This window comes from Micromonospora aurantiaca ATCC 27029 (assembly GCF_000145235.1).
In the GTDB taxonomy this organism is placed as follows: domain Bacteria; phylum Actinomycetota; class Actinomycetes; order Mycobacteriales; family Micromonosporaceae; genus Micromonospora; species Micromonospora aurantiaca.
Map to the genome: position 1 here is coordinate 2550001 of NC_014391.1, position 24365 is coordinate 2574365.

Here is a 24365-nt window from a genome sequence, read left to right on the forward strand (position 1 = left end):
GAACCTCGTTGTGCTAACCACCCGAACTGCCGGCGGTCTTCGGACCAATGGTGGGGAGCGTGGGAACCTGGCGGGTAGTAGTCAAGCGATGGGGTGACGCAGGAAGGTAGCTGAGCCCGGCCGGTGGTTGTGCCGGGGTAAGCGTGTAGGCCGTGCCGTAGGCAAATCCGCGGCGCATATAGGCTGAGACGTGATGCCGAGCCGATTCAGGTGAAGTCAGTGATCCTGTGCTGCCGAGAAAAGCCTCTAGCGAGTTCTTAGCGGCCCGTACCCCAAACCGACACAGGTGGTCAGGTAGAGAATACCGAGGCGATCGGGCGAACTGTGGTTAAGGAACTCGGCAAATTGCCCCCGTAACTTAGGGAGAAGGGGGGCCGGAGACGTGAAGCCCCGCGCGGGTGGAGCGTTGTATGGCCGCAGAGAGCAGGGGGAAGCGACTGTTTACTAAAAACACAGGTCCATGCGAAGAAGTAATTCGATGTATATGGACTGACGCCTGCCCGGTGCTGGAACGTTAAGGGGACCTGTTAGCTCTCACGAGCGAAGCGGAGAACTTAAGCGCCAGTAAACGGCGGTGGTAACTATAACCATCCTAAGGTAGCGAAATTCCTTGTCGGGTAAGTTCCGACCTGCACGAATGGCGTAACGACTTCCCCACTGTCTCAACCACAGGCCCGGCGAAATTGCATTACGAGTAAAGATGCTCGTTACGCGCGGCAGGACGGAAAGACCCCGGGACCTTTACTATAGCTTGACATTGGTATCTGAATTAGCTTGTGTAGGATAGGTGGGAGCCGGTGAAGTCCATACGCCAGTATGGGTGGAGGCAATCTTGAAATACCACTCTGGTTGATTTGGGTATCTAACTTCGGACCGTTATCCGGTTCAGGGACAGTGTCTGGTGGGTAGTTTAACTGGGGCGGTTGCCTCCTAAAGGGTAACGGAGGCGCCCAAAGGTTCCCTCAGCCTGGTTGGCAATCAGGTGTTGAGTGCAAGTGCACAAGGGAGCTTGACTGTGAGACTGACAGGTCGAGCAGGGACGAAAGTCGGGACTAGTGATCCGGCACTGGCATGTGGAAGCGGTGTCGCTCAACGGATAAAAGGTACCCCGGGGATAACAGGCTGATCTTCCCCAAGAGTCCATATCGACGGGATGGTTTGGCACCTCGATGTCGGCTCGTCGCATCCTGGGGCTGTAGCAGGTCCCAAGGGTTGGGCTGTTCGCCCATTAAAGCGGTACGCGAGCTGGGTTTAGAACGTCGTGAGACAGTTCGGTCCCTATCCGCCGTGCGCGTAGGATACTTGAGAAGGGCTGTCCCTAGTACGAGAGGACCGGGACGGACGAACCTCTGGTGTGCCAGTTGTCCCGCCAGGGGCACGGCTGGTTAGCTACGTTCGGAAGGGATAACCGCTGAAAGCATCTAAGCGGGAAGCTCGCTTCAAGATGAGGTATCCCACCCACATTTGTGGGGTAAGGCCCCCAGCTAGACGACTGGGTTGATAGGCCGGAAATGTAAGCCCGGTAACGGGTTCAGTTGACCGGTACTAATAGGCCGAGGACTTGACTACTAAGCTGCTACGCGTCCACTGTGCAACTCTGAACAAACCACCACCCATGTTGTTGGGTTGGTTGACATGTTCATAGAGTTACGGCGGTCATGGCGGAGGGGAAACGCCCGGTCACATTCCGAACCCGGAAGCTAAGCCCTCCAGCGCCGATGGTACTGCACTCGGGAGGGTGTGGGAGAGTAGGACACCGCCGGACAATCTTCCAGTCGAGGGCCGCCCCAGCAGGGGCGGCCCTCGACTGCGTTAGCGTTCTCGGCGGAAACGCCATCAGGAAGGATGTACCTGTGAGCTCAGGACCCCAGGGCGGGGACCGCCCCCGTCGTTACGAGGATCGCGCCGACCGCGGCCAGGGGCGTGGTGACGCCGGCCGCGACGGCCGTCGCGATGACCGTCCCTCGTACCGGGGCGGCCGCGACGACCGCCCGGGTGGCTTCCGTGGTGGCGACCGTGACAGTGGCGCCCGCGGCGGTGACCGTCGTGAAGGCGGTTTCCGCGGTGGCGATCGCCGCGAGGGCGGTTTCCGCGGTGGCGACCGTGACGGCGGTTTCCGCGGTGGTGAGCGTCGCGAGGGCTTCCGTGGCGGTGACCGTCGTGAAGGCGGCTCCGGCGGCGGTGACCGGCGCGAGGGCGGCTTCCGTGGCGGCGACCGTGAGGGTGGCTTCCGGAGTGGAAGCCGTCCGGGCGGCGACCGTCGTGAAGGCGGCTTCCGGGGCGGCGACCGTGACGGCGGTTTCCGCGGTGGTGAGCGTCGAGAGGGTGGCTTCCGGGGCGGCGACCGCCGCGAAGCCGGCACCCGCGACGGCAGCTTCCGCAGTGGTGACCGCCGTGAGGGCGGCTTCGGCGGTGGTGACCGTCGTGAGGGCGGTTTCCGTGGTGGGGACCGTCGTGAGGGCGGCGCCCGTGACGGTGGCTTCCGGGGCGGCGACCGTCGTGAAGGTGGCTTCCGCGGTGGTGACCGTGAGGGCGGCTTCCGCGGTGGTGACCGGCGCGAGGGCGGTTTCCGTGGCGGTGACCGTGAGGGCGGCTTCCGCGGTGGCGACCGCCGTGAGGGCGGTTTCCGTGGTGGGGACCGTCGTGAGGGCGGCGCCCGCGAGGGTGGCTTCCGTGGCGGTGACCGTGAGGGCGGCTTCCGCGGTGGCGACCGCCGTGAGGGCGGCTTCGCCGGTGGCGACCGCCGTGAGGGTGGCTTCCGGGGCGGTGACCGCCGCGAGGGTGGCTTCCGTGGTGGGGATCGTCGTGAAGGCGGTGCCCGCGAGGGCGGTTTCCGCGGTGGCGACCGTGAGGGTGGCTTCCGTGGTGGGGATCGTCGTGAAGGCGGCGCCCGTGAGGGTGGTTTCCGTGGCGGTGACCGTCGTGAGGGCGGTTTCCGCGGTGGCGACCGCGACGGTGGTTTCCGTGGCGGTGACCGTCGTGAAGGCGGGTTCCGTGGTGGCGACCGTGAGGGTGGCTTCCGTGGTGGGGATCGTCGTGAAGGCGGCGCCCGTGAAGGTGGCTTCCGTGGCGGTGACCGTCGTGAAGGCGGTTTCCGCGGTGGCGACCGTGAGGGTGGCTTCCGTGGTGGGGATCGTCGTGAGGGCGGCGCCCGTGAGGGCGGTTTCCGGGGCGGCGACCGTCGCGAGGGCGGCTACCAGGGCGGCGACAACCGCCGGGAGAGCTACGCCGGCGGCGAGCGCCGCGACGGCGGCTTCCGCGGCGGCGACCGCGACCGTGGCTTCCGGCGCGACGACCGGCGCGATGACCGGCGGCCGGGCGGCTACCGGGGTGAGCGGGACGGTGAGCGCCGTGGCTACGGCGACCGGCCGGGCGGCGACGACCGCCGGACCGGCAACTACGGCCCGCAGCGGGAGCGCCAGGACGAGCGTGGCGAGGGGCGTACCGGTGAGGCGCCGGAGCTGCCGGACGACGTCGTCGCGAGCGACCTCGACTCGGCCGTCCGGGCGGAGCTTCTCTCCCTGGCCAAGCCGGTGGCGGAGACTGTCGCCCGGCACCTGGTCGCGACCGGTCTGCTGATCGACGAGGACCCGGTGCTGGCGCTGGCGCACGCCATGGCGGCCCGCAGGCTCGCGTCGCGGATCGCCGCCGTGCGGGAGGCCGTCGGGCTGGCCGCGTACCACGCGGGTGAGTGGCAGACCGCCATCGCCGAGCTGCGGACGTACCACCGGATGAGCGGCCTGCAGAGCCACCTGGCGGTGCTGGCGGACTGCGAGCGGGCGCTGGGCCGGCCCGAGCGGGCCATCGACCTGTTCCGCGGCGCGGACCGGGACAAGCTCGACCAGGCCGTCGCGATCGAGCTGCTGATCGTGGCCGCCGGGGCGCGCGGCGACCTCGGGCAGAAGGACGCCGCGGTGGCGATGCTCCAGGTGCGCGAGCTGACCGGCGACTCGACCGACCCGTGGGCGGCGCGGCTGCGCTACGCGTACGCGGACGCCCTGCTGGCGGTGGACCGGCGCGAGGAGGCGCGGGAGTGGTTCTCCCGGGCCGCCGACGTCGACTCCGAGGGGGAGACCGACGCCGCCGAGCGGCTGCTGGAGCTGGACGGCGTGGTCATCGAGGGCGACGACGAGCCGGAGGACGACACCGACGCGTCCGAGGCGTCGGCCGAGGACGTCCGCGACGACGACGAGGACGAGGACGACGATGACGACCTCGACGACGACGAGGACGACCTCGACGACGATGACGATGACGACGACGATGACGACGACCGGGATGACGACGCGCCGCTGAGCGGCGACGACGACACCTCGGGCGTCGACGGGGACGCGGCACGGGCCGGCTACCGGGACCGGGACGCCGGCGATCTGGCCGACGACGAGCTGACCGACACCGAGGCCGGCTCGCTCGCCGCCGACACCCCGACCACCACCGCCACGACCGAGGATCCGGCCACCGCACCGGCCGCCGACGCCCAGGCGCCGGCCGCCGACGTCACCCCGGCCGGCAAGGCCGACCGGCCCGCGCCCGATGACGCCGCGGACGGCGAGGGCGAGGCGGCGGACCGCCGATGACCGGGTACGCCGGTGACACCGCCTCCGGCGCGGATCGGGGCGAACCCGACCGCGCCGGGGCGGGCGGTCGGCTGGTCGACGCGTACTCGCTCGTCGTCTTCGACCTGGACGGCGTCATCTACCTGATCGACCGGCCCATTCCCGGCGCGGTCGAGGCGGTCGGCCGGCTGCACGCCGAGGGGCGCGCGGTCGCGTACGCGACCAACAACGCCTCCCGCCGCTCCAGCGAGGTGGCCGACCTGCTCACCGGCATGGGCGTCGCGGCCCGGCCGGCGGAGGTGCTCACCTCCGCGGCGGCCACCGCCGAACTGCTCCGCGACCGGCTGCCCGAGGGCGCACCCGTGCTCGTGGTCGGCGCGGAGGCGCTGCGCGCCGAGCTGCGCGCGGTGGGCCTGCGGCCGGTGTCCACTGCTGACGAGGAGCCCGCCGCGGTGGCCCAGGGCTACGGCCCGCAGGTCGGCTGGTCCGACCTGGCCGAGGCGTCCCTGGCGGTACGGGCGGGCGCGCCCTGGTACGCCACCAACACCGACCGCACGCTGCCCAGCCCGCGTGGCCCGCTGCCGGGCAACGGCTCGCTCGTCGCGGTGCTGCGGACCGCGCTCGGCCGCGACCCGGACGTGGTGGTGGGCAAGCCGGAGCCGGCGCTGTTCACCACCGCCGCGCGGCGGGCCGGGACCGGGCGCACGCTCGTGGTGGGCGACCGGCTGGACACCGACATCGAGGGCGCCCGCCGGGCCGGGCTGGACAGCCTGCTGGTGCTCACCGGGGTCAGCGACGCCGCCGAGCTGCTGGCCGCACCCGAGGAGCGCCGCCCCGCGTACGTCTCGTTCGACCTGGCGGGCCTGTTCGACCCGGCCGCAGTGGTGGCGGTGCCGGGCCGGGCCGCAGACGACGGCTGGTCGGTGACGGAGGCCGGCGCGGACCTCGTGCTCGACGGCGCGGGACCGCCGCTGGAGGCCCTCGCGGCGCTCTGCGCGGTGGCCTGGTCGACCGGGGCCGGGCCGCGCGTCCGGGCGCAGTCCACGGCGGCGGAGGAGGTCCTCGCCGCGTTCGGTCTGGACGACTGAGGCGCCGGGCCGCTCAGAGCAGCTTGCGGAGCTTCATCAGGTCGAACGGGTTCGCCTTGATCGACACCCGCCGGGAGGCCACCGCCGACATGACGTCGAGCCGGCCGTGCACCAGCGCGACGAGGTCGTCGCTGCCGGTGCTCAGCGCGATCTTGGCCTTCGGGTCGTCGCCGTCGGACAGGTCGACCAGCCGGCCACCCTCCAGCCGCCCGTGGAACGCGGTGCCGAGGTCGGTGATCCGGCAGGCCAGGGTGCGGTCGAGGTCGATGCGTCCCTGTGCCTCGGCGTTGCGGTCCAGCCGCGCGGCCAGGTCGTGCAACGCCTGCCGGCACTCGTCCACGCTGGCCACATCGTCTCCTCACCACGAACCACGCCGTTCCCGGCACCGTACCGCAATGGGGTGTCCGGGGTGCCCGGTAGCGTGGCACCTGCACACCTCGCCCCGCGGAAGGACTCAGGCATGCAGGACGCGTGGCGCGCCTACCTCGAGCTGGCCATGGGCCTGACGGAGGCGCCCCGGAAGAAGGCACAGGACGCGGTCATGCGCGTCGTCGGCCAGGGCGGCGCGACCGCCGCCCAGCTCCAGACGCTCGCCGAGGAACTGGTCGCGACCGGCCTGGCGAACCGGGAGTCGCTGACCAAGCTGGTCCGCTTCGAGGTGGACCGGGCGCTGGGCGCGGTCGGGCTGGCCACCGCCGACGAGGTCGCCGAGCTGACCCGCCGGGTGCACGACCTGGAGCGGCAGCTGCGCGAGGCGCGCGGCCACCTCGGGCCGGGCGACACGCCGCCCGCCGCCGCGCCGTCCGGGGCAGCCGAGCCGCCGAGGACCGGTTCGCCCGCCGCCGAGTCCTCCCCGGCGACGACGCCGGCCAAGGCCCCCGCGACGACGCCGACGAAGGCGGTGGCGAAGAAGACGGTGGCCAAGAAGGCGATCGCGAGGAAGCCGCCGGCCACCGTGGCCCGTACCCCCGCCGACGGCTCGCCCGCCGCGCCCGCCCGGCCGGCGAAGAAGGCCACCGGGCGCCGGGCGGCCGGCTCGTGACCGCGCCCCGGCCCGGCCCGCCGCCGGGTCCGCGGCCCGGACCGCCCCCGGGGGTACGCCCCGCGCCGGCCGAGGAGATCGGCGAGGCGCGGCACCCGGCGGTGGACGCGGCCGTACTCGGCATGGCCAACGCCGAGGCGCTCGCCCCGGCCGACCAGATCGCCCAGTACGAGGCGGCGTACGAGACGCTGCGCGAGACCCTCGCCACCATCGACCAGGCCTGAGCAGAGGCGGAGACACACCTGATGGCTCGTCGTACCCGGCTGGACGCCGAACTGGTCCGGCGCGGGCTGGCCCGCTCCCGGGAACAGGCCGCCGCGCTCGTGGAGGCCGGTCGCGTCCAGCTGCGTGGAGTGCAGGCGCGCAAGCCCGCGGCGATGGTCGACCCGGCCGACCCGCTGCTGGTCACCGGCGAGGACCCGGCACAGGAGTACGTCTCCCGGGGCGGCCACAAGCTGGCCGGCGCGCTCGCCGCGTTCGCCCCCGGCGGGCTGACCGTCACTGGCCGGCGCTGCCTGGACGCGGGCGCGTCGACAGGCGGTTTCACCGACGTGCTGCTGCGCGGCGGCGCCGCCGAGGTGGTCGCCGTGGACGTCGGCTACGGGCAGCTCGCCTGGTCGCTGCGGACCGACGAGCGGGTGCGGGTGTTCGAGCGCACGAACGTGCGTACCCTCACGCCGGAGGCGATCGGCGGCCCGGTCGACCTGACGGTGGCCGACCTGTCGTTCATCTCGCTGCGGCTGGTGCTGCCGGCGCTTGCGGCGTGCACCGGGCCCGGCGGTGACCTGGCGCTGATGGTGAAGCCGCAGTTCGAGGTCGGCAAGGAGCGCGTCGGCGCCGGCGGTGTGGTCCGCGATCCGGCGCTGCGCGCCGAGGCGGTGCTGGACGTGGCCGCTGCCGCCGCCGGGCTGGGCCTCGGCCTGGCCGGTGTCGCGGCCAGCCCGCTGCCCGGGCCGAGCGGCAACGTCGAGTTCTTCGTATGGTTGCGCGGGGACGCGCCCGCCGCGGATCCGGAGCGGGTCCGCGCGGTGGTGGCCGCCGGCCCGCAGGGCGCCGCCGAGACGGCGGCCACGACCGAGGAGGTGTCCGGGTGAGCCGTACCGCGCTGCTGGTCACGCACACCGGCCGTCGACGCAGCACCGAGCACGCCCGCGCGGTGGCAGCCGACCTGATCGCCGCCGGGTTCGAGGTGCGTGTGGTGGCCGAGGAGGCCGACGACCTGGACCTGCCGGGCGTGGTGCCGGTGACCGGCCCGGAGGCCGCCGAGGGCGCCGAGATCGTGTTCGCGCTCGGCGGGGACGGCACGTTCCTGCGCGCCGCCGAGCTGGCCCGCCCGGCCAAGGTGCCGCTGCTCGGGATCAACCTGGGCAAGGTCGGGTTCCTCGCCGAGGCGGAGATCGACGACCTGGACACCGCCGTGCGTGACGTGGTCGACCGCAACTACACGGTGGACGAACGGCTCACCCTGGACGTCACAGCCGAGTTCGAGGGCGGGCCGACCATCGAGTCGTGGGCGCTCAACGAGATCAGCGTGGAGAAGGGCGAACGCGCCCAGATGCTGGAGCTGCTCGTCGACGTGGACGGCCGGCCGCTGTCCCGGTACGGCTGCGACGGCGTGATCTGCGCGACCCCCACCGGCTCGACCGCGTACGCGTTCTCAGGCGGCGGGCCGGTGGTCTGGCCCGAGGTGGAGGCGCTGCTGCTGGTGCCGATCAGCGCGCACGCGTTGTTCAGCCGCCCGCTGGTGACCGCGCCCACGTCGACGTTCGTCATCACCGTCGACCCGTTCACCACACTGGCCGTGCTCTGCTGCGACGGGCGGCGCGTCTACGACCTGCCGCCGGGCGCCCGGGTGACTGTGCGCCGGGGCACGCTGCCGGTGCGCATCGTGCGGCTGCGGGCCCGCCCGTTCACCGACCGGCTGGTGGCCAAGTTCGACCTTCCCGTCCAGGGCTGGCGGGGCAACCGTCGCTGACCAGCGGCTCAGCGGAAATCTCCGTTCGGCCCACCGGTCCCGGCGCTCGCGCGCGTTACGGTGGGCGTACGGGCCGCGAAGAGGTGAGTCCGGGCGCGGCGGTGAGGCCCGCCGCTTCCCGGATGCGGCCCACCTGTCGCGGGCTCGGCCAGGGGGTGGTCGGGGCCGCGACGGTCGGGACGCCGGAGCGTCGTAGCCGGCCGCGGCGGGCGGACCGGCACGCCGTGTCCGGTCGGGTGTCGACCCCGGCCGGGCCGACAGGTCGCAGGGCCGCCGCCGGAGGAAGCGGCGGCACGCGAGCTGGGCGACACGGTCTCCGGCGTCCCGGCCTCCACTCCGTCGTGCTCGTGTCCACCTGGCGACATGTCGCCGGTGCGGCGGCCCGTACCCGGTGACCAGGTGGCGGACGCCGTCGCAGACTCCGATCGCCGGTCTCACGAGGCCGGCCTCGGAGTAGAGGAGCGTCACATGCACCGGTTCCCCCGCTGGCTCGCCGCCGGCGCGGCCGGGGCGTTGGTGGTCGGGCTCGCCGTACCGGCGTCCGCCGTACCGCCCGCCCGGCCCGCCGGCCCGCCCCCGGGCACATCCGCCCCGGGCGCGAAGCCCGCCCGCGTCACGCTGATCACCGGCGACCAGGTCGAGCTGGTCCAGGCCGCGCCGGGCCGGATCGCCGCCACTGTCCACCCCGGGCCGGGCCGGGACCGGATCGTCTTCCAGACCACGCAGGCCGACGGCGGGCTGCGGGTGCTCCCCGCCGACGTCGTGCCGTACGTGTCGGCGGGCGTGCTCGACCCGGACCTGTTCGACGTGCAGGAACTGGCCGAGCAGGGCTACGGCGACGCGGGCCTCACGGCGCTGCCGCTGATCGTGCGCTACCGGGAACCGGCCGCCGGGCGGGTGCGCCCCCTCGCCGTCGCCGCCGAGTCCCGTCCGCTGTCCAGCATCAACGGCGCCGCGCTGCGTGTCGACAAGGACGACCTGGGCGCGCTGTGGACGTCGCTGCGGGAGACGCCGCAGGCCCGCACCGCGGGTGCCGGACCGGTCCGGCTCGGCGCGGGCGTGGAGCGCGTGTGGCTGGACGGGCGGGCCCGGGTGGCGCTGGAGCACAGCGTCCCGCAGATCGGTGCGCCCGCCGCGTGGGCGGCCGGGCGCGACGGCGCCGGCGTGCGGGTCGCGGTGCTCGACACCGGCGTGGACGCCGACCACCCCGACCTGGCCGGCCGCGTCGCCGAGGCGCGCGACTTCACCGGCGGCGGCAGCGCCCGGGACGGCCACGGCCACGGCACCCACGTGGCGGCCACCGTCGCCGGCAGCGGCGCGGCCTCCGCAGGGCTGCGTAAGGGCGTCGCGCCCGGCGCGCGGCTGCTGGTCGGCAAGGTGCTCGACGACTCCGGCTCCGGCTACGACTCCGGCATCATCGCCGGCATGGAGTGGGCCGCGCGCTCCGGCGCCAAGGTGGTCAGCATGAGCCTCGGCGGCGCGCCCACCGACGGCACCGACCCCATGAGCCAGGCCGTGAACGATCTCACCGCCTCCACCGGCGCGCTGTTCGTGATCGCCGCCGGCAACGACGGTGAGCCGCGCAGCGTCGGCTCGCCCGGCGCGGCCACCGCCGCGCTCACCGTCGGCGCCGTCGACCGCGACGACGTGCTCGCCGACTTCTCCAGCCGTGGCCCGCGCCTGGGCGACAACGGCCTGAAGCCGGAGATCACCGCGCCGGGCGTCGGCATCGTCGCCGCCCGCGCCGCCGGCACCACCATGGGTACGCCTGTGGACGACGCCTACACCCGCGCCTCGGGCACCTCGATGGCCACGCCGCACGTCGCGGGCGCGGCCGCCGTACTCGCCCAGGAGCATCCCGGATGGACCGCCGCGCAACTGAAGGACGCGCTGGTCAGCACCACCCGGCCGAGCACCGGCGCGACGGTGTTCGAGCAGGGCGCCGGGCGGGTCGACGTGGCCCGTGCGCTGCGCCAGCGGGTGTACGGCACGGCCACCGCCGACTTCGGCCGGCTGACCACCGGCGGGCCGGCCGCGACCCGGACGGTGCGCTACGTCAACGGCACCGAAGCCGCGCAGACGCTGCGTCTGGCGCTGGAGCTGCGCAACCTGGACAGCGGCGCGGCCGAGACCGACGGCCTGACACTCGACGCCGGCACGGTGACGGTGCCGGCCGGCGGCGGTGTGGACGTGCCGCTGCGCGCCGACCCGGCCCGGCTGGACCGGGGCCCGCACGGCGGCTGGCTGGTCGCCACCGGCACGGACGGCGTGACGGTGCGTACCGCGGTCGGGCTCACGCTCAGCGGCCCGCAGCACACGGTGACGCTGCGCGCGCTGGACCTGGCCGGGCGGCCCGGATCGTCGCCGGTGGTGACGCTGTTCGGCGAGCACCCGGAGTCGGACGCGATGGGCTGGCTCGGCGTCGGCGACGAGTGGCGGATCCAGGTGGAGGAGGGGCCGTACCTGCTGCACGCGCTGATCGAGCACGGCGCGCCGCTGGACGAGCAGCTCACCCTGGTCACCGACCCGGAGCTGACAGTGGACCGGGACCTCACGGTGGTGCTCGACCCGCGGCGCGGCACGCCGGTACGGATCGAGACGCCGAAACCGTCCGAGCAGCGGGCCGTCCTGAGCTTCTACCAGCACCGGGTGTTCGGCAACGGCCGGCAGGTCGACCACGGCGTGATGACGTTCAGCACCGTGCAGCAGCTCAACGTCACCCCGACCCGGCAGGTGCGCCGCGGCGAGTTCGAGTTCTCCTCGCGCTGGCAGCTCGTCGCACCGATGGTCGACATCGACGTCAGCGGCGTGTCCGGCGCGCTGGACGTCAACCTGATGGGTCAGTCACCGGCCCCGGCCGGGCGGCAGCGGCTACGCCTGGTCGCCGCCGGCACCGGCGCACCCGGTGAGCTGGCCGGCGTGCGGGGCGCGGCGGCGCTGCTCACCGCGTCCGCGGACCGGTCCGAGGAGGAGCAGGTGGCCGCCGCGGCGGCGGCCGGCGCGAAGGCGGTGCTGATCGTCCGGCCGGCGGACCAGAGCGCGTGGACGGTGTGGCGTCCGACCGGGGAGCGGCTGCCGGCACCGGCGCTCGCGGTGGCGTACGACGACGGGCAGCGGATGCTCGCGGCGGCGCGTACCGGCCGGGCCCGGATGGACCTGACGCTCACCGTTGACAGCCCGTACCTCTACGACGTGTTCCAGGTGTCGAAGGGCCGGGTGCCGGAGCGGATCCTCCACCGGGTCACCGCCGCGAACACGGCCGAGGTGACCGCGCGCTACGGCGACACCGGCGGCCTGGACTGGGCCACCGAGCAGCGGTTCGGGTGGCGGCCCTGGCAGGAGTTCTCCTGGAACGACGACCAGCGGATGGTGCGTACCGGGACGACCCGGCGGGAGTACGTCAGCTCCGGTGACTCGTGGTGGCAGCACCGGGTGCTGCACCGGCTGATGTTCTCCACCATGGGGACGCTGACCGGCGGCCTGTCCGACCGGCCCCGGCGCTACGCGGCCACCGACCGGACCACCGAGTCGTGGCACACGCCGCTGGTGCGTCCCGCCGTGCCGGCCGGTGCGGCCGCGCCGAGCCGGACCGCTGACACGCTCGACCTGAGGGTGGCCGAGTTCGTCGACGCCGACGGTCACGCCGGCGTGGACAACCGGTCGGAGGAGCAGGACACGGTGACCCGCCGGGTCAGCCGGGACGGGCAGCCGATCGCCGACCTGTCCGCCGGCTGGGCGCCGGTGCCTGCCACCGCCGGTCCGGCCCGCTACCGCCTCGACGTGACGACGGCACGGTCGTCGGCGGAATGGCGGTGGGCGACCCGTACCGAGACGGCGTGGGAGTTCACCTCGGCCCGCCCGTCCGGTGACGCGGCCCGGCCGCTGCCGCTGCTCCAGGTCGACTACCGGGTGCCGGCCGACCTGCGCGGCGAGGTGCCCGGCAGGCGGAAGCACACCGTCGGGCTGACGCTGCGCCACCCGGCCGGCCTGCCTGCGCCGGCCGGCACGACGGTACGCGCCGAGGTGTCGTTCGACGGCGGACGCACCTGGCGTACGGCGCCGGTACGCGGCTCCGGCACCCGGTTCACCGCCGAGGTGCCGGCCGGGCGCGGCACGGTGTCGCTGCGCGTCTCGGCGCGGGACCGGTCCGGCAACACAGTGACGCAGACCGTGATCGACGCGTACGGGCTGCGATGAGACGCCGGGGCGGGGCGGTCCTGGGGCCGTCCCGCCCCGGCCCCGGTCAGATCCAGCCGCGCCGGGCGGCCTGGAACGCCAGCCCGGGCCGGGTGTCCACACCGGCGGCGGCCATCAGGTCGGCCAGCCGCCGCTGCACGGTACGCCGGCTCACCCCGAGCTGTGACGCGATCGACTTGTCCGGCACCCCGGCGACGAACAGCGACAGCAGCCGCGCCTCGTCGCCGTCGGGCTGGTAGCCGGTGGCGGCCCGGTCGGCGGGCGTGCCGAGCGGCGTCGCCATCAGCCAGTGGCTCTCGAAGAGCGCCAGCAGGGCGTCCAGCAACTGGCTGCGGCCGATCACCGCGGCTGTCGGCTCCCCGCCGTCGCGGTCGGGCACCAGCGGGCACACCGCGGTACGACCGTCCACCACGGCCAGTCGCACCGGCAGCCGGTCCAGCACCCGGGCCTGCTCCCCGGCGCGTACGCCCCGCTCCACGTCCGCGAGCGCGCCCGGCTCCAGCAGCATGGCCCGTTCGTAGATGGCCCGGTAGCGCACGCCGCGGGCGAGCGCGTCGAACTCCTCGACGTTCTCCGGTCCGGGCATCGCCAGCGGGTTCGCCCGGCAGAACCAGAGCACCTCCTCGCGCGCGCCGTTCTGCAGCTCGCGCAGCCGTTCCCGCAGCCCCCGCGCGCCGGTGACCACCTCGACCAGGTGCGCGGCGTCGTGGCGGCGCATCCCGGCCCGGTAGTCCTCGGCGAGCCGGCTGACAGCGGCGCGGGCCTCCTCCAGCGCTGACTGGCGGCGCAGCAGCGCCTCGCCCAACGGCACGTCCGGCGCGAGCGGCCGCAGCGGCGCGTCCGGTTCCGGCCCGGTCGGCAGCACGAGACCCTTGTCCCGCAAGGCGTCCAGCCGGGCGGCGACCTCCGCGCGGGGCCGTCCCAGCCGCTGTGCGAGCTCACCGGCCCGGGCCGTGTTCGCCCGTACCAGGCTGCGGTAGAGCTCCTCCTCGTCCGGGGTCAGGCCGATCTCCTCCAGCACGGGGCTGAACTGTACGGGTGCCTGCGGCTCGCCCTGCCGGCTGGTCAACTGTCACACGGCGGGGCTACTGTCGGGTGCTGTGCTGGAAGAGCTGCGCATCACCGGACTGGGCGTCATCGAGGACACCACGCTGCCGCTGGCCGCGGGGATGAACGTCATCACCGGCGAGACCGGCGCCGGCAAGACCATGGTGGTGACCGGCCTCGGCCTGCTCTTCGGCGGCCGCGCCGACGCCGGCCGGGTGCGCGCCCAGCCGGGCCGCGCGGCGGTGGAGGGCCGGCTGCGCCTGAGCGGCCGGGTGGCCGAGGCGGTGCACGCCCGCATCCTCGATGCAGGCGGCGAGCCCGACGAGGACGGTTCGCTGCTGCTCAGCCGCACCGTGACCATCGAGGGCCGCTCCCGGGCGCACCTGGGCGGGCGCGCCATGCCGGTGTCCACGCTCGGCGAGGTCGGCGAGCAGGTGCTCGCAGTGCACGGCCAGTCCGACCAGCTGCGGCTGCTGCGCCCGGCCGAGCAGCGTGCCTCGCTCGACCGGTTCGCCGGGCCCGAGCACGAGAAGCTGCTCGACGCGCTGCGCGAGACGTACGCCCGGTGGCGCACCGTCGTCGACGACCTGGCCGACCGGCGGCGCAACGCCCGCGAGCGCAACCAGGAGGCCGACCTGCTGCGCCTGGGCCTGGACGAGATCACCCGGGTCGACCCGCAGCCGGGGGAGGACGACGAGCTGAAGGCCGAGGCGCAGCGGCTGGAGCACGCCGAGGGGTTGCGTACCGCCGCGCAGGTGGCGCAGCAGTGCGTGGCCGGCGGTGTCGAGGCGACCGACGAGACGCCGGACGCGACGGTGTTGCTCGGCACCGCGCGGCGCACGCTGGAGGCGCAGGCCGGCACCGACCCGGCGCTGGGTGAGCTGGCGGCCCGGCTGGAGGAGGCGGCCACGCTCGTCACCGACGTGGCCGCGGAGCTGTCGGCCTACCTGGCCGCGCTGGACGCCGACCCGGCACGCCTCCAGACCGTCTACGAGCGGCGGGCCGCGCTGCGCGCGCTCACCCGCAAGTACGCCGACGACGTCGACGGCGTGGTGGCGTGGGCCGAACGGGCCCGCACGCGGCTGTCCGATCTGGACACCTCCGACGAGTTGCTGGACGAGCTGGACCGCGAGGCGACCCGGCTCGCCGGTGAGGTGGCCGACCTCGCCGGCCGGGTGTCGGCGTCCCGGCGGGAGGCGGCGGTCCGCTTCGCCGAGGAGGTGACAGTCGAGCTGGCCGGGCTGGCGATGCCGCACGCCCGCATCGAGGTGGCGGTGCTGCCGCGACCGGCGGGCCGGTCCGAGCCGAGCCTGCCTGTCAACGGCGTCGAGACCGGCGTCGGCGCGGACGGCGCCGACGAGGTGGAGCTGCGGCTGCTGGCGCACCCGGGCGCACCGGCGCTGCCGTTGCAGAAGGGCGCGTCCGGCGGTGAGCTGTCCCGGGTGATGCTCGCCATCGAGGTGGTCTTCGCCGGTTCCGGCGGCCCGCCCACGCTGGTGTTCGACGAGGTCGACGCCGGTGTCGGCGGCCAGGCCGCGGTGGAGATCGGCCGTCGGCTGGCCCGGCTGGCCCGCAGTCACCAGGTGCTCGTGGTCACGCACCTGCCGCAGGTCGCCGCGTTCGCCGACCGGCACCTGGTGGTGGCCAAGGACACCGGGGGAGCGGTCACCACGAGCGGGGTGCGGGTGGTGGAGGACACCGAGCGCGCCCGGGAACTGGCCCGGATGCTCGCCGGTTTGCCGGACTCGGATCTGGGTATCGCCCATGCCGAGGAGCTCCTGGCCGTGGCGGCCAAGGAAAGGCGTCCGTGATACCCCGATTGTGAGCGCAAGCACACCGGCGCGGGTTCCGGTGTGCTTCCCTGGGTAGGCGGCCCTGCTCAGGCATGTCGCGACAGCAAAACCTGCCTCACATGCCAGGATGGTCACGATGCGTCTACCCACACTGCGCCGGAGCCGGAACCCGGAGCCGGGCTCCATCGTCGGCACCGCGCGCCTCGACCGCCGGACGAAACGGCTGGTCGGGCGGCTGCGACCCGGCGACATCGCGGTCATCGACCACGTCGACCTGGACCGGGTGGCGGCCGACTCGCTCGTCGCGGTGGGTGTGGCGGCGGTCCTCAACGCCAAGCCGTCGGTCTCCGGCCGCTATCCCAACCTCGGCCCGGAGGTGCTGGTCTCGGCCGGCATCCCGCTGCTGGACGACCTCGGCGAGAGCGTCTTCGAGCAGGTCCGCGAGGGCGACCGGGTCCGCATCGAGGGCAACACCGTCTTCGCCGGCGACGATCCGGTCGCGCACGGCTCGTTGCAGGACGCCGAAACGGTGGCCAAGTCGATGGCCGACGCCCGGGAGGGCCTGTCGGTGCAGTTGGAGGCGTTCGCCGCCAACACGATGGACTACCTGCGCCAGGAACGCGACCTGCTGCTCGACGGCGTCGGCGTGCCGGAGATCCAAACCCAGATCCAGGGCCGGCACTGCCTGATCGTGGTGCGCGGCTACGACTACAAGGCCGACCTGGACGTGCTGCGCCCGTACATCCGGGAGTTCAAGCCGGTGCTCATCGGCGTGGACGGCGGCGCCGACGCGCTGGTCGAGGCGGGCTACACCCCGGACATGATCATCGGGGACATGGACTCGGTCACCGACGACGTGCTGCGCTGCGGCGCCGAGGTGATCGTGCACGCCTACCCGGACGGGCGGGCGCCGGGCCTGGCCCGGGTCAACGGGCTCGGCGTACCGGCGATCACCTTCCCGGCGGCGGCCACCAGCGAGGACCTGGCCATGCTGCTGGCCGACGAGAAGGGCGCGTCGCTGCTGGTGGCGGTCGGCACGCACGCCACCCTGGTGGAGTTCCTCGACAAGGGGCGCGGCGGCATGGCGTCGACGTTCCTGACCCGGCTGAAGGTCGGTGGCAAGCTGGTCGACGCCAAGGGCGTCAGCCGGCTCTACCGGCAGAGCATCTCCGGGTCGTCGCTGCTGCTGCTGGTCCTGTCGGCGGTGGCCGCGATGGCCTCCGCGGTGGCGGTCTCCACCGTCGGGAAGGCGTATCTGGGCGTGGTCTCCGAATGGTGGGACAATTTCGTGTTCCAGCTCGGCCAGCTCTTCTAGCTCCCCGACGATCAAGAGGCTGCAAGCGTGATCAACTTTCGCTACCACGTGGTGTCCCTGACCGCGGTGTTCCTGGCGCTGGCGATCGGCCTGGTGGTCGGCACAGCCGCCCTCAACGGGCCGGTCGCCGACTCGCTCCGGGAGAACGTCAACGGCCTGCGCAAGGACAACTCGCTGATGCGCCAGTCGGTCAACAGCATGCAGAAGCAGCTGGAGACCGAGGAGGACTTCGCCGCCGAGATGGCCCAGCTCGTCCTGCCCGGCAAGCTGACCGGCCGCCGGGTGCTGGTGCTCACCCTGCCCAGCGGCCGGGACCAGGCCGAGGGCGTGGTGAAGATGCTCCAGACCGCCGGCGCCGACGTCACCGGCCGCATCGACGTGCAGGACAAGTTCGTCAACCCGGACAGCAACAACAACCTGCTGGAGCTGGCGGTCACCGCCGCCCGCCCGAACAGCGCCCCCACCGGCAACCTGCCCGGTAACGGGCACGGCGTGGAGACCTCCAGCGCGTTGCTGGCCAACGTGCTGGTGGACCGCCCGGCCGGGAGCCCGCCGGTCAGCGACGCCGACCGGCGCGCCGTGCTGGAGCAGTACGCCACCGCCGGCTACCTCACCCCGGCGGACCGGATCTCCACCGCCGCCGAGGCGGTGGTGATGGTCACCGGCCAGCCGTACGTGGACAAGGACTCGGCGAAGAAGGACGAGTCGGTGGTGAAGATCGCCGAGCAGTTCGACCGGGCCGGCGCGCTCGTGGTCGCCGGCATGGGCTCGACCGGCGGCAACCTCGTCTCCGTGGTCCGCGGCGACCCGGTGCTGTCGCAGACCATCTCCACCGTCGACAACGCCAACACCGTGCAGGGCCAGCTGGTCACCAGCCTCGCCCTGGCGCAGCAGCTCACCGAGAAGAAGACCGGCCAGTACGGCGTGGGCGACAACGCCGCCGCCCGGGTGCCTACACTGCCCCGGTGACCGCTCCGGGCCGCCCGGTCCGTGCCCGCGTCGCGTTCGAAGTCCGGATCGAGGAGGTCCCGTGAGACTGGGTCGGCTGCTGGCCGTGGGCGCGGGAGCGCTGGCCGCCCGCTACGTGCTGCGTCAGACGCGTACGTCGCCGGGCGGGCCGGCGTTGGAGCGCACCAACTACCGGGGCCGCACGGTGACCCTGGCCGCCGGTCCGGCTTTGGCCGTCGGCGCGGCCACCGGGGCCGCGCTGGGCGCCGGTAGCGCCCCGGCCGGCGCCGCCGCGCTCGTCGCCGGGCTCGGCGCGGGCGCTGTCGGCCTCTACGACGACGTGGTCGGCGCCCGCCCCGAACAGAAGGCCGCGAAGGGGTTCGCCGGGCATCTCGCCGCGCTGCGCGAGGGTCAGGTCACCGCCGGGATGGTCAAGGTCGCCGGGGTGGGCGTGGCCGGGCTGGGCGCCGCCGCGCTGCTCGCCGCCGACCGGCGGGTCGCCGCGCACCCGCGCCGCCAGCGGGCCGGTGCGTTCGGCCGCGGGCTCGACGTGCTGCTCGGCGCCGGCGTGGTGGCCGGCACCGCCAATCTGGTCAACCTGCTCGACCTGCGGCCCGGCCGGGCGTTGAAGTCCGGCATGCTGCTCGGCGCGCCGCTGACCGCCGGCCCGTACGGCGGCCTCGCCGCGGGCGCCGTGGGCGCGTCGGCCGCGCTGGTCGGCGACGACCTCGGCGAGCGCGTCATGGTGGGCGACAGCGGCGCCAACGCGCTCGGCGCGCTGCTCGGCGTGAGCCTCGCCGCGCGTACGGGGCCGCTGGGCCGGGCCGGCGTGCTGGCCGTGCTCGCCGCGCTCACCGCGGCCAGCGAGAAGGTCAGCTTCACCCAGGTCATCGCGCGGACCCCGGGACTGCGGCACCTCGACGAGCTGGGCCGGCTCCCGGACTGACGTGACGAAACCGGCTCCTCTCGCCGCCGCCGGCCGGGTCGCCGGGGCGGCCGCCCTCATCGCCGTCCTCACCGTCCTCAGCCGGCTCGCCGGCTTCGGCCGTACCGCCGTGTTCACCTGGATGCTGGGCCCCACCGATCTCGGCGGCGCCTACCTGGTGGCCAACTACGTCCCGAACTTCATCTTCGAGATCGTCGCCGGTGGGGCGCTCGCCAGTCTCGTCGTACCGCTGCTGGCCGGCGCCGTCGAGGCGGGTGACCGGCGCGCGGTGGCCGCCACCACCGGCGCGCTGCTGACCTGGACGCTGAGCCTGCTGGTCCCGCTGGCGGTGCTGCTGGCGCTGTTCGCCGACCCGCTGCCGGGCCTGATCGGGAACGGTCTCAGCGAGGCCCAGCAGGCGTCCGGGGCGCGGATGCTGCGGGTCTTCGCGCCGCAGCTGCCGCTGTACGGCGTGGGGATCGTGCTGACCGGTGTGCTCCAGGCGCACCGCCGCTTCGCCTGGCCGGTGATCGCGCCGCTGCTGTCGAGCGTCACGGTCATCGCCGTCTACCTGGGCTTCACCGCGCAGCAGGGGCGGCTGGCCACGATCGGGGAGGCCGGGCGCGGCGGCGAGCTGCTGCTGTCCGCCGGCACCACGCTCGGCGTGGTGGTGCTCTCACTGTCGCTGCTGATCCCGGTGCGCCGCCTGCGGCTGCGGATCCGGCCGGGCTACCGCTTCCCCGCCGACGCCCGCGCCCGGGTCGGCGGTCTGGTGGTCGCCGGGGCGGTCACCGTGGCCGCCCAGCAGATCGCCCTGGTCGTCGCGCTCAACCAGGTCACCTACGGCCGGACCGCCGACGTCAGCGTCTACAACCTCGCCCAGACCGTCTACTTCCTGCCCTGGGCGGTGCTGGCCGTGCCGCTCGCGGTGGCCGCGTACCCGACGCTCGTCGCGGCCCGGGCCACCGGCGACGAGCGCGCCTACCGGGAGACCCTGGCCCCGGCGGTACGCGGGGTCGTGCTGCTCAGCCTGCTCGGCGCCGCCGCGCTCGTCGGCACCGCGATCCCGGTCGGGCACTTCTTCTTCTCCGATGCGCTCGACGCGCGTACCGCGGCGGCAGGGATCGCCGGTTTCGCGCCCGGCCTGGTCGGCTACGGCCTGTTCGCGGTGCTCACCCGCGCGCTGTACGCGCGGGGAGAGACCCGCGCGGCCACAGTGGCCACCGCGCTCGGCTGGCTCAGCGTGCCCGCGCTCGCCGTGGTGTCCGCGCAGGTGGCGCCGCTGGCCGACCGGGTGCTCGCGGTGACGCTGGCGACCTCGGCCGGCATGCTGCTTCTCGGCGTGCTGCTGATCGCCGCGGTCCGGCGGGCCGCCGGTGGCGAGGCGCTGGCCGGTGCCGGCCGGGCCGGTGCCGCCGGGCTGCTCGCGGCCGTCGTCGCCGGTGCCGGCGGAGCGGCCGTCTCGGCGGGACTCGCCGGGCTCGGTGACGGCACCCCGACGACACCGTGGGCCCTCGCGCAGGGCATGCTGTCCGGGGTCGTGGTCGGTGTCCTGTTCCTCGCCGTCGCCTGGCTGACCGACGCCCGCGACCTGCGGCCGCTGCTCGCGACCGTGACCCGCCGGCTGCGCCGGCGACGCCCGGCCGGCGGGGACGACGGCCCGCCGGCGCAGCAGCACCCCGGCGAGCGGGGTGACGGAAGGGAGACCGTTTCCTCATGACGGACGCCTCGCCGGCACCGCGCTGGCCCGGGTCGGTGGCCCTGGTGCTCGCCTCCAGCACCGGCGGGGTCGGGCAGCACGTGCGCTCGATCACCCGAGGGCTGACCGAGGCCGGCGCGTCCGTGCTGGTCTGCGGCCCGGCCGCCACCGAGGAACAGTTCGACTTCACCGGCGCCGGGGCCCGGTTCACGCCGGTGGAGATCCCGGCCAGCCCCACGCCGGGCGACGCGCGCGCGGTCACCGCGCTGCGCCGGGCGCTCGCTGACACACCCGTCGACGTGGTGCACGCGCACGGGCTGCGCGCCGGCCTGGTGGCCGCGCTCGCCCGTCCCGCCGCGCCGCTGGTCGTCACCTGGCACAACGCGGTCCTCGCCGGTGGCCTGCGCGGCGCGGTGTCCCGGCTGGTCGAGCGGGTCGTCGCCCGGTCCGTGCGGGTCGCGCTGGGCGCCTCCGCCGACCTTGTCGACCGCGCCGCCGCGCTCGGCGCCGCCGACGCCCGCCTGGCCCCGGTCGCCGCGCCGGCGCTGCCCGCGCCGCGGCGCCGCCGCACGGCGGTACGCGCCGAGTTCGCCGTCGCCGCCGACCAGCAGCTGATCCTCTCGGTGGGCCGGCTGCACCCGCAGAAGCGGTACGACGTGCTGATCGACGCCGCCGCCCGCTGGCGGACCCGTACTCCCGCCCCGCTCGTGGTGATCGCCGGCAGCGGTCCGGCGTACCTGCCGCTGGCCGCCCGGATCTCGGCCGCCCGCGCGCCGGTGACGCTGCTCGGGCACCGTACCGACGTGGCGGACCTGCTGGGCGCCGCCGACCTGGCGGTGGTGACGAGCGACTGGGAGGCTCGCCAGCTGTTCGCGCAGGAGGCGCTGCGGGCGGGCGTACCGCTCGTCGCGACCGCCGTCGGCGGGCTGCCGGACCTGGTCGGCGACGCGGCGGTGCTGGTGCCGCCGGGCGACGTGGACGCCGTCGACGCGGCCGTGCGCGACCTGCTCGACGACCCCGTACGCCGGGCCGATCTGGGCCGTCGCGGCCTGGCGCGGGCCGCGACCTGGCCCACCGAGGCGGACACCGTGGCCGCGCTCGCCGGCCTCTACGCCGAGCTGACACCCCAGCTCTCCACCGGGAACCGCTGATGCTGCGCAGACTGACCCCGGTGCTGCTGACGCTGGTCGTGGTGGCGCTGGGCATCACCGCGCTCTCCGCCCGCCCGGACGAGGGTGCGACCCGGCCCGGGGCCGACTTCGTGGTGCTCGTCGGCGCGGCGGGCCTGCGGTGGGACGACGTCGACCCGGAGAACACGCCGACGCTGTGGCGGATGGCCGAGCAGGGCGCGATCGGGTCGCTCTCGGTACGCTCCGCGCACCGCCCCACCTGCCCGGTCGACGGCTGGCTCACGCTCGGCGCGGGGAACTTCGCCGCCTGGCCCGGCGCCCGCCCGGGCGGTGGCTGCCCGGCCACCGGTGTGACAGTCGAGCGGCCCGACGGCATCGGCGCGAACCTGCCCGACCAGCCCAGCGCGGTGGCGCACAACCAGGAGCAGCTCTCCTGGGGCGCCACACCCGGCGCGCTGGCCGAGTCGGTGCGCTGCTCGGTGGCCGTCGGTCCGGGCGCCGCCGTGGCCGCCGCCCGCCCGTTCGGCCGGGTCGACAGGTACGCGCCCACGCTCCCGGAGAAGCCGGCGGAACTGCTCGGCTCCTGCGTGCTGAGCATCGTCGACGTCGGCACCGTCGACGACGACGACCCGGAGGTACGGGCCGCCCAGGCGCGGCAGGCCGACGCCCGGCTGGCCCGGGTGCTCGCCGCCCGGCCGCCGCGCTCGCTGGTGCTCGTCGCGGGCGTGTCCGACACCGACTCCCCGGCGCGGTTGCACGTCGCGATCGCCGACGGACCCGGCTGGGAGGGCGGCTGGCTGACCTCGCCCAGCACCGCCCGGTCCGGCTACCTGCAACTGATCGACCTGGCCCCGACCGTGCTCGCCGTGCTCGACAAGCCGATGCCGGAACGGGCGTTCCTCGGCCGGCCCGCAGTGACTGTCGACGACCGGCCGGACGACCTGCGGGCCGCGATCGAGGCGCCGGCCGACGCGGACCGGGAGGCAGCCGCCCAGCGCCGCGTCGCCGGCTGGTTCTTCACGCTGCTCGCCGCCGCCCAGCTCGCCCTCGCGGTGGCGGTGCTGCCGCTGCTGCGCCGCGCCCGCCGGCTCGCCGGACCGCACGGGCCGGAACCGGTGTCCCCGCGGATCGTGGCGGTGGTGGAGCTGCTGCTGATCGCCGCCGCGCTGGCAGTGCCCGCAGCGTTGCTCGCCGACGCCGTGCCCTGGTGGCGCGGCGACCACGCGGGCCTCTGGTACGCCTCGGTGACTGCGCTGCTCATCGTCGGCGGCACCGCCGCGGTCCGGTTCAGTCCCGGACACGAGCGCACGCTCGGTCCGCTCGGGGCGGTCGCCGGGCTGGCCACGCTCGTCGTCGGAGTGGACGTGCTCACCGGCTCCCGGTTGCAGCTCAACGGCGTGGTCGGCTACTCGGCGCTGGAGGGTGGCCGGTACGCCGGGCTCGGCACCGTCGGGCTGGGCGTGTTCATCGCCGGGGCGCTGCTGTGCGGCGGCTGGCTCGCCCAGCGGTTCCGCAAGGGCTGGCGGCCGATGGTGATGGTGACGGTCGGCGGGCTCGCCGTGGTGATAGTGGGCAGCCCGTACCTGGGGGCCGACTCGATCGGCGCGATCGCGCTCACCGCCGGGGTCAGCGTCGCGGCCGCGATCTGCAGCGGCGGCTGGCTGACAGTGAGCCGGCTGGCCTGGGCGACCATGGCCGCGCTGGCGGTCACCGTCGGCTTCGCCCTGGTCGACCTCGGCCGTCCCGCCGACGAGCGGGGCAGCCTGGGCCGGTTCCTGGCCGCTGTGGGCGACGGCACCGGCGGGCTCACCGTGCACCGGTCCAGCAGCTCCAACATCCAGACGCTGGTGAACAGCCCGCTGACCGTGCTGGCCCTGGCCGGGGCCGCGCTGGTCTGGCTCGCGCTGCTCCAGCCCTGGGGCGGGCTGATGCGGCTGTTCGGCATCTACCCGGCGATCCGGGCGGCGATGGCCGGCACCGGCGTGGCCGTCGGGCTGGGCGGCCTCCTCGGCGGGTCGGCGCTGGACGTGGCCGGCGCGGCGGCGGCCCTCGTGGTGCCCATGGCGGCCCTGGCGGCGCTGCGGGTGCTCGACCACTCCACCGACCGTACGGTGCCCGACAGCGGGCGTGGCGGCGGCGAGACGGGCGCGGTCCCACCGGGCGGACCGGACGACTCCTCCAGGGGCGGCGCGGCCGGCGGCCCGGCCGGCGACGGTGCGGGTGGCGACGGTGCGGGTGGTGGTCGGTCGGCTGCCGACGGCTCGGCCGGTGACGGTGCGGACGGCGACGGCGCGGCCGGCGACGGCGTGGCCGGCGACGGTGCCGGCGACCCGGGGGAGGCCGGGGAGCCGGCCGGACCGGACGGGCAGGACTCCTCAGGCACGGAGGCGCCGGACGGGCCGCGCCCCGCTGGCCCGGACGGGCCGCGCGCCGCTGGCACGGAGGCGCCGGACGGGCCGCGCGCCGCTGGCACGGGGGCGCCGGACGGGCCGCGCGCCGCTGGCACGGCCCGCGGGGCGCAGGTGCCCGCACAGCCGACCCCGGCGTCCTCGGACATCCCCGCCCGCTGACCCCGCCCGCGTGGCCCGCCAGGACTGCCGCCCGCCGGTTCGGGGAGGTGGCGGGGTCGAGGCCCGGTGGAAGGCACCAC

Annotated in this window: 17 protein-coding genes and 2 rRNA genes (1 of these 19 running past the window's edge); 16 read left to right on the plus strand and 3 right to left on the minus strand. The window is 74.7% G+C overall.

Features of this window, described 5'->3' with window-relative positions:
* Together MICAU_RS11970 and rrf are read left to right on the plus strand one after the other, a co-directional pair.
* Positions 1 to 1569, plus strand: a 23S ribosomal RNA gene (locus tag MICAU_RS11970); it begins 1541 nt to the left of the window's first position.
* A gap of 79 nt (positions 1570 to 1648) precedes the next feature.
* Positions 1649 to 1765, plus strand: a 5S ribosomal RNA gene (gene rrf / locus MICAU_RS11975).
* 94 nt (positions 1766 to 1859) lie between these two features.
* Here the strand turns inward: rrf and MICAU_RS32445 are convergent.
* Entirely contained in the window at positions 1860 to 3557 is a 1698-nt protein-coding gene (locus MICAU_RS32445; RefSeq protein ID WP_157547407.1) for a hypothetical protein, read from the minus strand.
* A gap of 57 nt (positions 3558 to 3614) precedes the next feature.
* Here MICAU_RS32445 and MICAU_RS32860 point away from each other — a divergent pair, with 57 nt between their 5' ends.
* Complete coding sequence (locus MICAU_RS32860; RefSeq protein WP_218917886.1) at positions 3615 to 4577, plus strand: Replicase polyprotein 1ab; 963 nt, start codon at positions 3615 to 3617, stop codon at positions 4575 to 4577.
* On the plus strand, positions 4574 to 5644 hold the full coding sequence (locus tag MICAU_RS11995) for an HAD-IIA family hydrolase (RefSeq protein WP_013285575.1): 1071 nt from the start codon (positions 4574 to 4576) through the stop codon (positions 5642 to 5644). Before MICAU_RS32860 ends, MICAU_RS11995 begins: the two co-directional genes overlap by 4 nt.
* 13 nt (positions 5645 to 5657) lie before the next feature.
* Here MICAU_RS11995 and MICAU_RS12000 read toward each other — a convergent pair whose 3' ends face one another.
* Positions 5658 to 5993 (minus strand): SCP2 sterol-binding domain-containing protein, encoded by a 336-nt coding sequence (locus tag MICAU_RS12000; protein WP_013285576.1) that lies wholly within the window; start codon positions 5991 to 5993, stop codon positions 5658 to 5660.
* Positions 5994 to 6104: 111 nt separating this feature from the next.
* On the opposite strand from MICAU_RS12000, the gene MICAU_RS12005 reads away from it, so the two are divergent.
* The 5 genes from MICAU_RS12005 to MICAU_RS12025 all read left to right on the plus strand — a co-directional run bounded on the left by MICAU_RS12005 (position 6105) and on the right by MICAU_RS12025 (position 12858).
* On the plus strand, positions 6105 to 6686 hold the full coding sequence (locus tag MICAU_RS12005) for a phasin family protein (protein ID WP_013285577.1): 582 nt from the start codon (positions 6105 to 6107) through the stop codon (positions 6684 to 6686).
* The gene (locus MICAU_RS12010) at positions 6683 to 6910 is read left to right on the plus strand and encodes a hypothetical protein (RefSeq protein WP_013285578.1); all 228 of its coding nucleotides are present in this window, start codon (positions 6683 to 6685) and stop codon (positions 6908 to 6910) included. The genes MICAU_RS12005 and MICAU_RS12010 overlap by 4 nt, the downstream gene beginning before the upstream one ends.
* Before the next feature lie 21 nt (positions 6911 to 6931).
* Positions 6932 to 7780, plus strand: a complete 849-nt coding sequence (locus tag MICAU_RS12015) for a TlyA family RNA methyltransferase (RefSeq protein WP_013285579.1) — start codon at positions 6932 to 6934, stop codon at positions 7778 to 7780.
* Positions 7777 to 8661, plus strand: coding sequence for an NAD kinase (locus tag MICAU_RS12020; RefSeq protein ID WP_013285580.1), 885 nt, complete (start codon positions 7777 to 7779; stop codon positions 8659 to 8661). Before MICAU_RS12015 ends, MICAU_RS12020 begins: the two co-directional genes overlap by 4 nt.
* Before the next feature lie 468 nt (positions 8662 to 9129).
* Complete coding sequence (locus MICAU_RS12025; RefSeq protein ID WP_013285581.1) at positions 9130 to 12858, plus strand: S8 family serine peptidase; 3729 nt, start codon at positions 9130 to 9132, stop codon at positions 12856 to 12858.
* 46 nt (positions 12859 to 12904) lie between these two features.
* Here MICAU_RS12025 and MICAU_RS12030 read toward each other — a convergent pair whose 3' ends face one another.
* The gene (locus MICAU_RS12030; protein WP_013285582.1) at positions 12905 to 13879 is read right to left on the minus strand and encodes a helix-turn-helix domain-containing protein; all 975 of its coding nucleotides are present in this window, start codon (positions 13877 to 13879) and stop codon (positions 12905 to 12907) included.
* Positions 13880 to 13958: 79 nt separating this feature from the next.
* Here MICAU_RS12030 and recN point away from each other — a divergent pair, with 79 nt between their 5' ends.
* The 7 genes from recN to MICAU_RS12065 all read left to right on the plus strand — a co-directional run bounded on the left by recN (position 13959) and on the right by MICAU_RS12065 (position 24285).
* Positions 13959 to 15716, plus strand: coding sequence for a DNA repair protein RecN (recN, locus tag MICAU_RS12035; RefSeq protein WP_013285583.1), 1758 nt, complete (start codon positions 13959 to 13961; stop codon positions 15714 to 15716).
* A gap of 118 nt (positions 15717 to 15834) precedes the next feature.
* Complete coding sequence (gene steA, locus MICAU_RS12040; RefSeq protein WP_013285584.1) at positions 15835 to 17013, plus strand: putative cytokinetic ring protein SteA; 1179 nt, start codon at positions 15835 to 15837, stop codon at positions 17011 to 17013.
* 27 nt (positions 17014 to 17040) lie between these two features.
* Complete coding sequence (locus MICAU_RS12045) at positions 17041 to 17982, plus strand: copper transporter (protein WP_013285585.1); 942 nt, start codon at positions 17041 to 17043, stop codon at positions 17980 to 17982.
* A gap of 61 nt (positions 17983 to 18043) precedes the next feature.
* Entirely contained in the window at positions 18044 to 18907 is an 864-nt protein-coding gene (locus MICAU_RS12050; protein WP_013285586.1) for a hypothetical protein, read from the plus strand.
* A gap of 1 nt (position 18908) precedes the next feature.
* Positions 18909 to 20606, plus strand: coding sequence for a murein biosynthesis integral membrane protein MurJ (murJ, locus tag MICAU_RS12055; protein ID WP_013285587.1), 1698 nt, complete (start codon positions 18909 to 18911; stop codon positions 20604 to 20606).
* Positions 20603 to 21736: a glycosyltransferase family 4 protein gene (locus tag MICAU_RS12060; protein WP_013285588.1), complete on the plus strand. Its 1134-nt coding sequence runs from the start codon at positions 20603 to 20605 to the stop codon at positions 21734 to 21736. The genes murJ and MICAU_RS12060 overlap by 4 nt, the downstream gene beginning before the upstream one ends.
* Positions 21736 to 24285, plus strand: coding sequence for a hypothetical protein (locus MICAU_RS12065; RefSeq protein WP_013285589.1), 2550 nt, complete (start codon positions 21736 to 21738; stop codon positions 24283 to 24285). Before MICAU_RS12060 ends, MICAU_RS12065 begins: the two co-directional genes overlap by 1 nt.
* The last annotated feature ends 80 nt before the right edge of the window (positions 24286 to 24365 follow it).

Bases quoted from the DNA above. Each gene is read 5' to 3' on its own strand.
- MICAU_RS12015 (WP_013285579.1), top strand. From the start codon at position 6,932: ATGGCTCGTCGTACCCGGCTGGACGCCGAACTGGTCCGGCGCGGGCTG.
- MICAU_RS32860 (WP_218917886.1), top strand. From the start codon at position 3,615: ATGGCGGCCCGCAGGCTCGCGTCGCGGATCGCCGCCGTGCGGGAGGCC.
- MICAU_RS12065 (WP_013285589.1), top strand. From the start codon at position 21,736: ATGCTGCGCAGACTGACCCCGGTGCTGCTGACGCTGGTCGTGGTGGCG.
- MICAU_RS11995 (WP_013285575.1), top strand. From the start codon at position 4,574: ATGACCGGGTACGCCGGTGACACCGCCTCCGGCGCGGATCGGGGCGAA.
- MICAU_RS12025 (WP_013285581.1), top strand. From the start codon at position 9,130: ATGCACCGGTTCCCCCGCTGGCTCGCCGCCGGCGCGGCCGGGGCGTTG.
- MICAU_RS12005 (WP_013285577.1), top strand. From the start codon at position 6,105: ATGCAGGACGCGTGGCGCGCCTACCTCGAGCTGGCCATGGGCCTGACG.
- MICAU_RS12060 (WP_013285588.1), top strand. From the start codon at position 20,603: ATGACGGACGCCTCGCCGGCACCGCGCTGGCCCGGGTCGGTGGCCCTG.
- steA (WP_013285584.1), top strand. From the start codon at position 15,835: ATGCGTCTACCCACACTGCGCCGGAGCCGGAACCCGGAGCCGGGCTCC.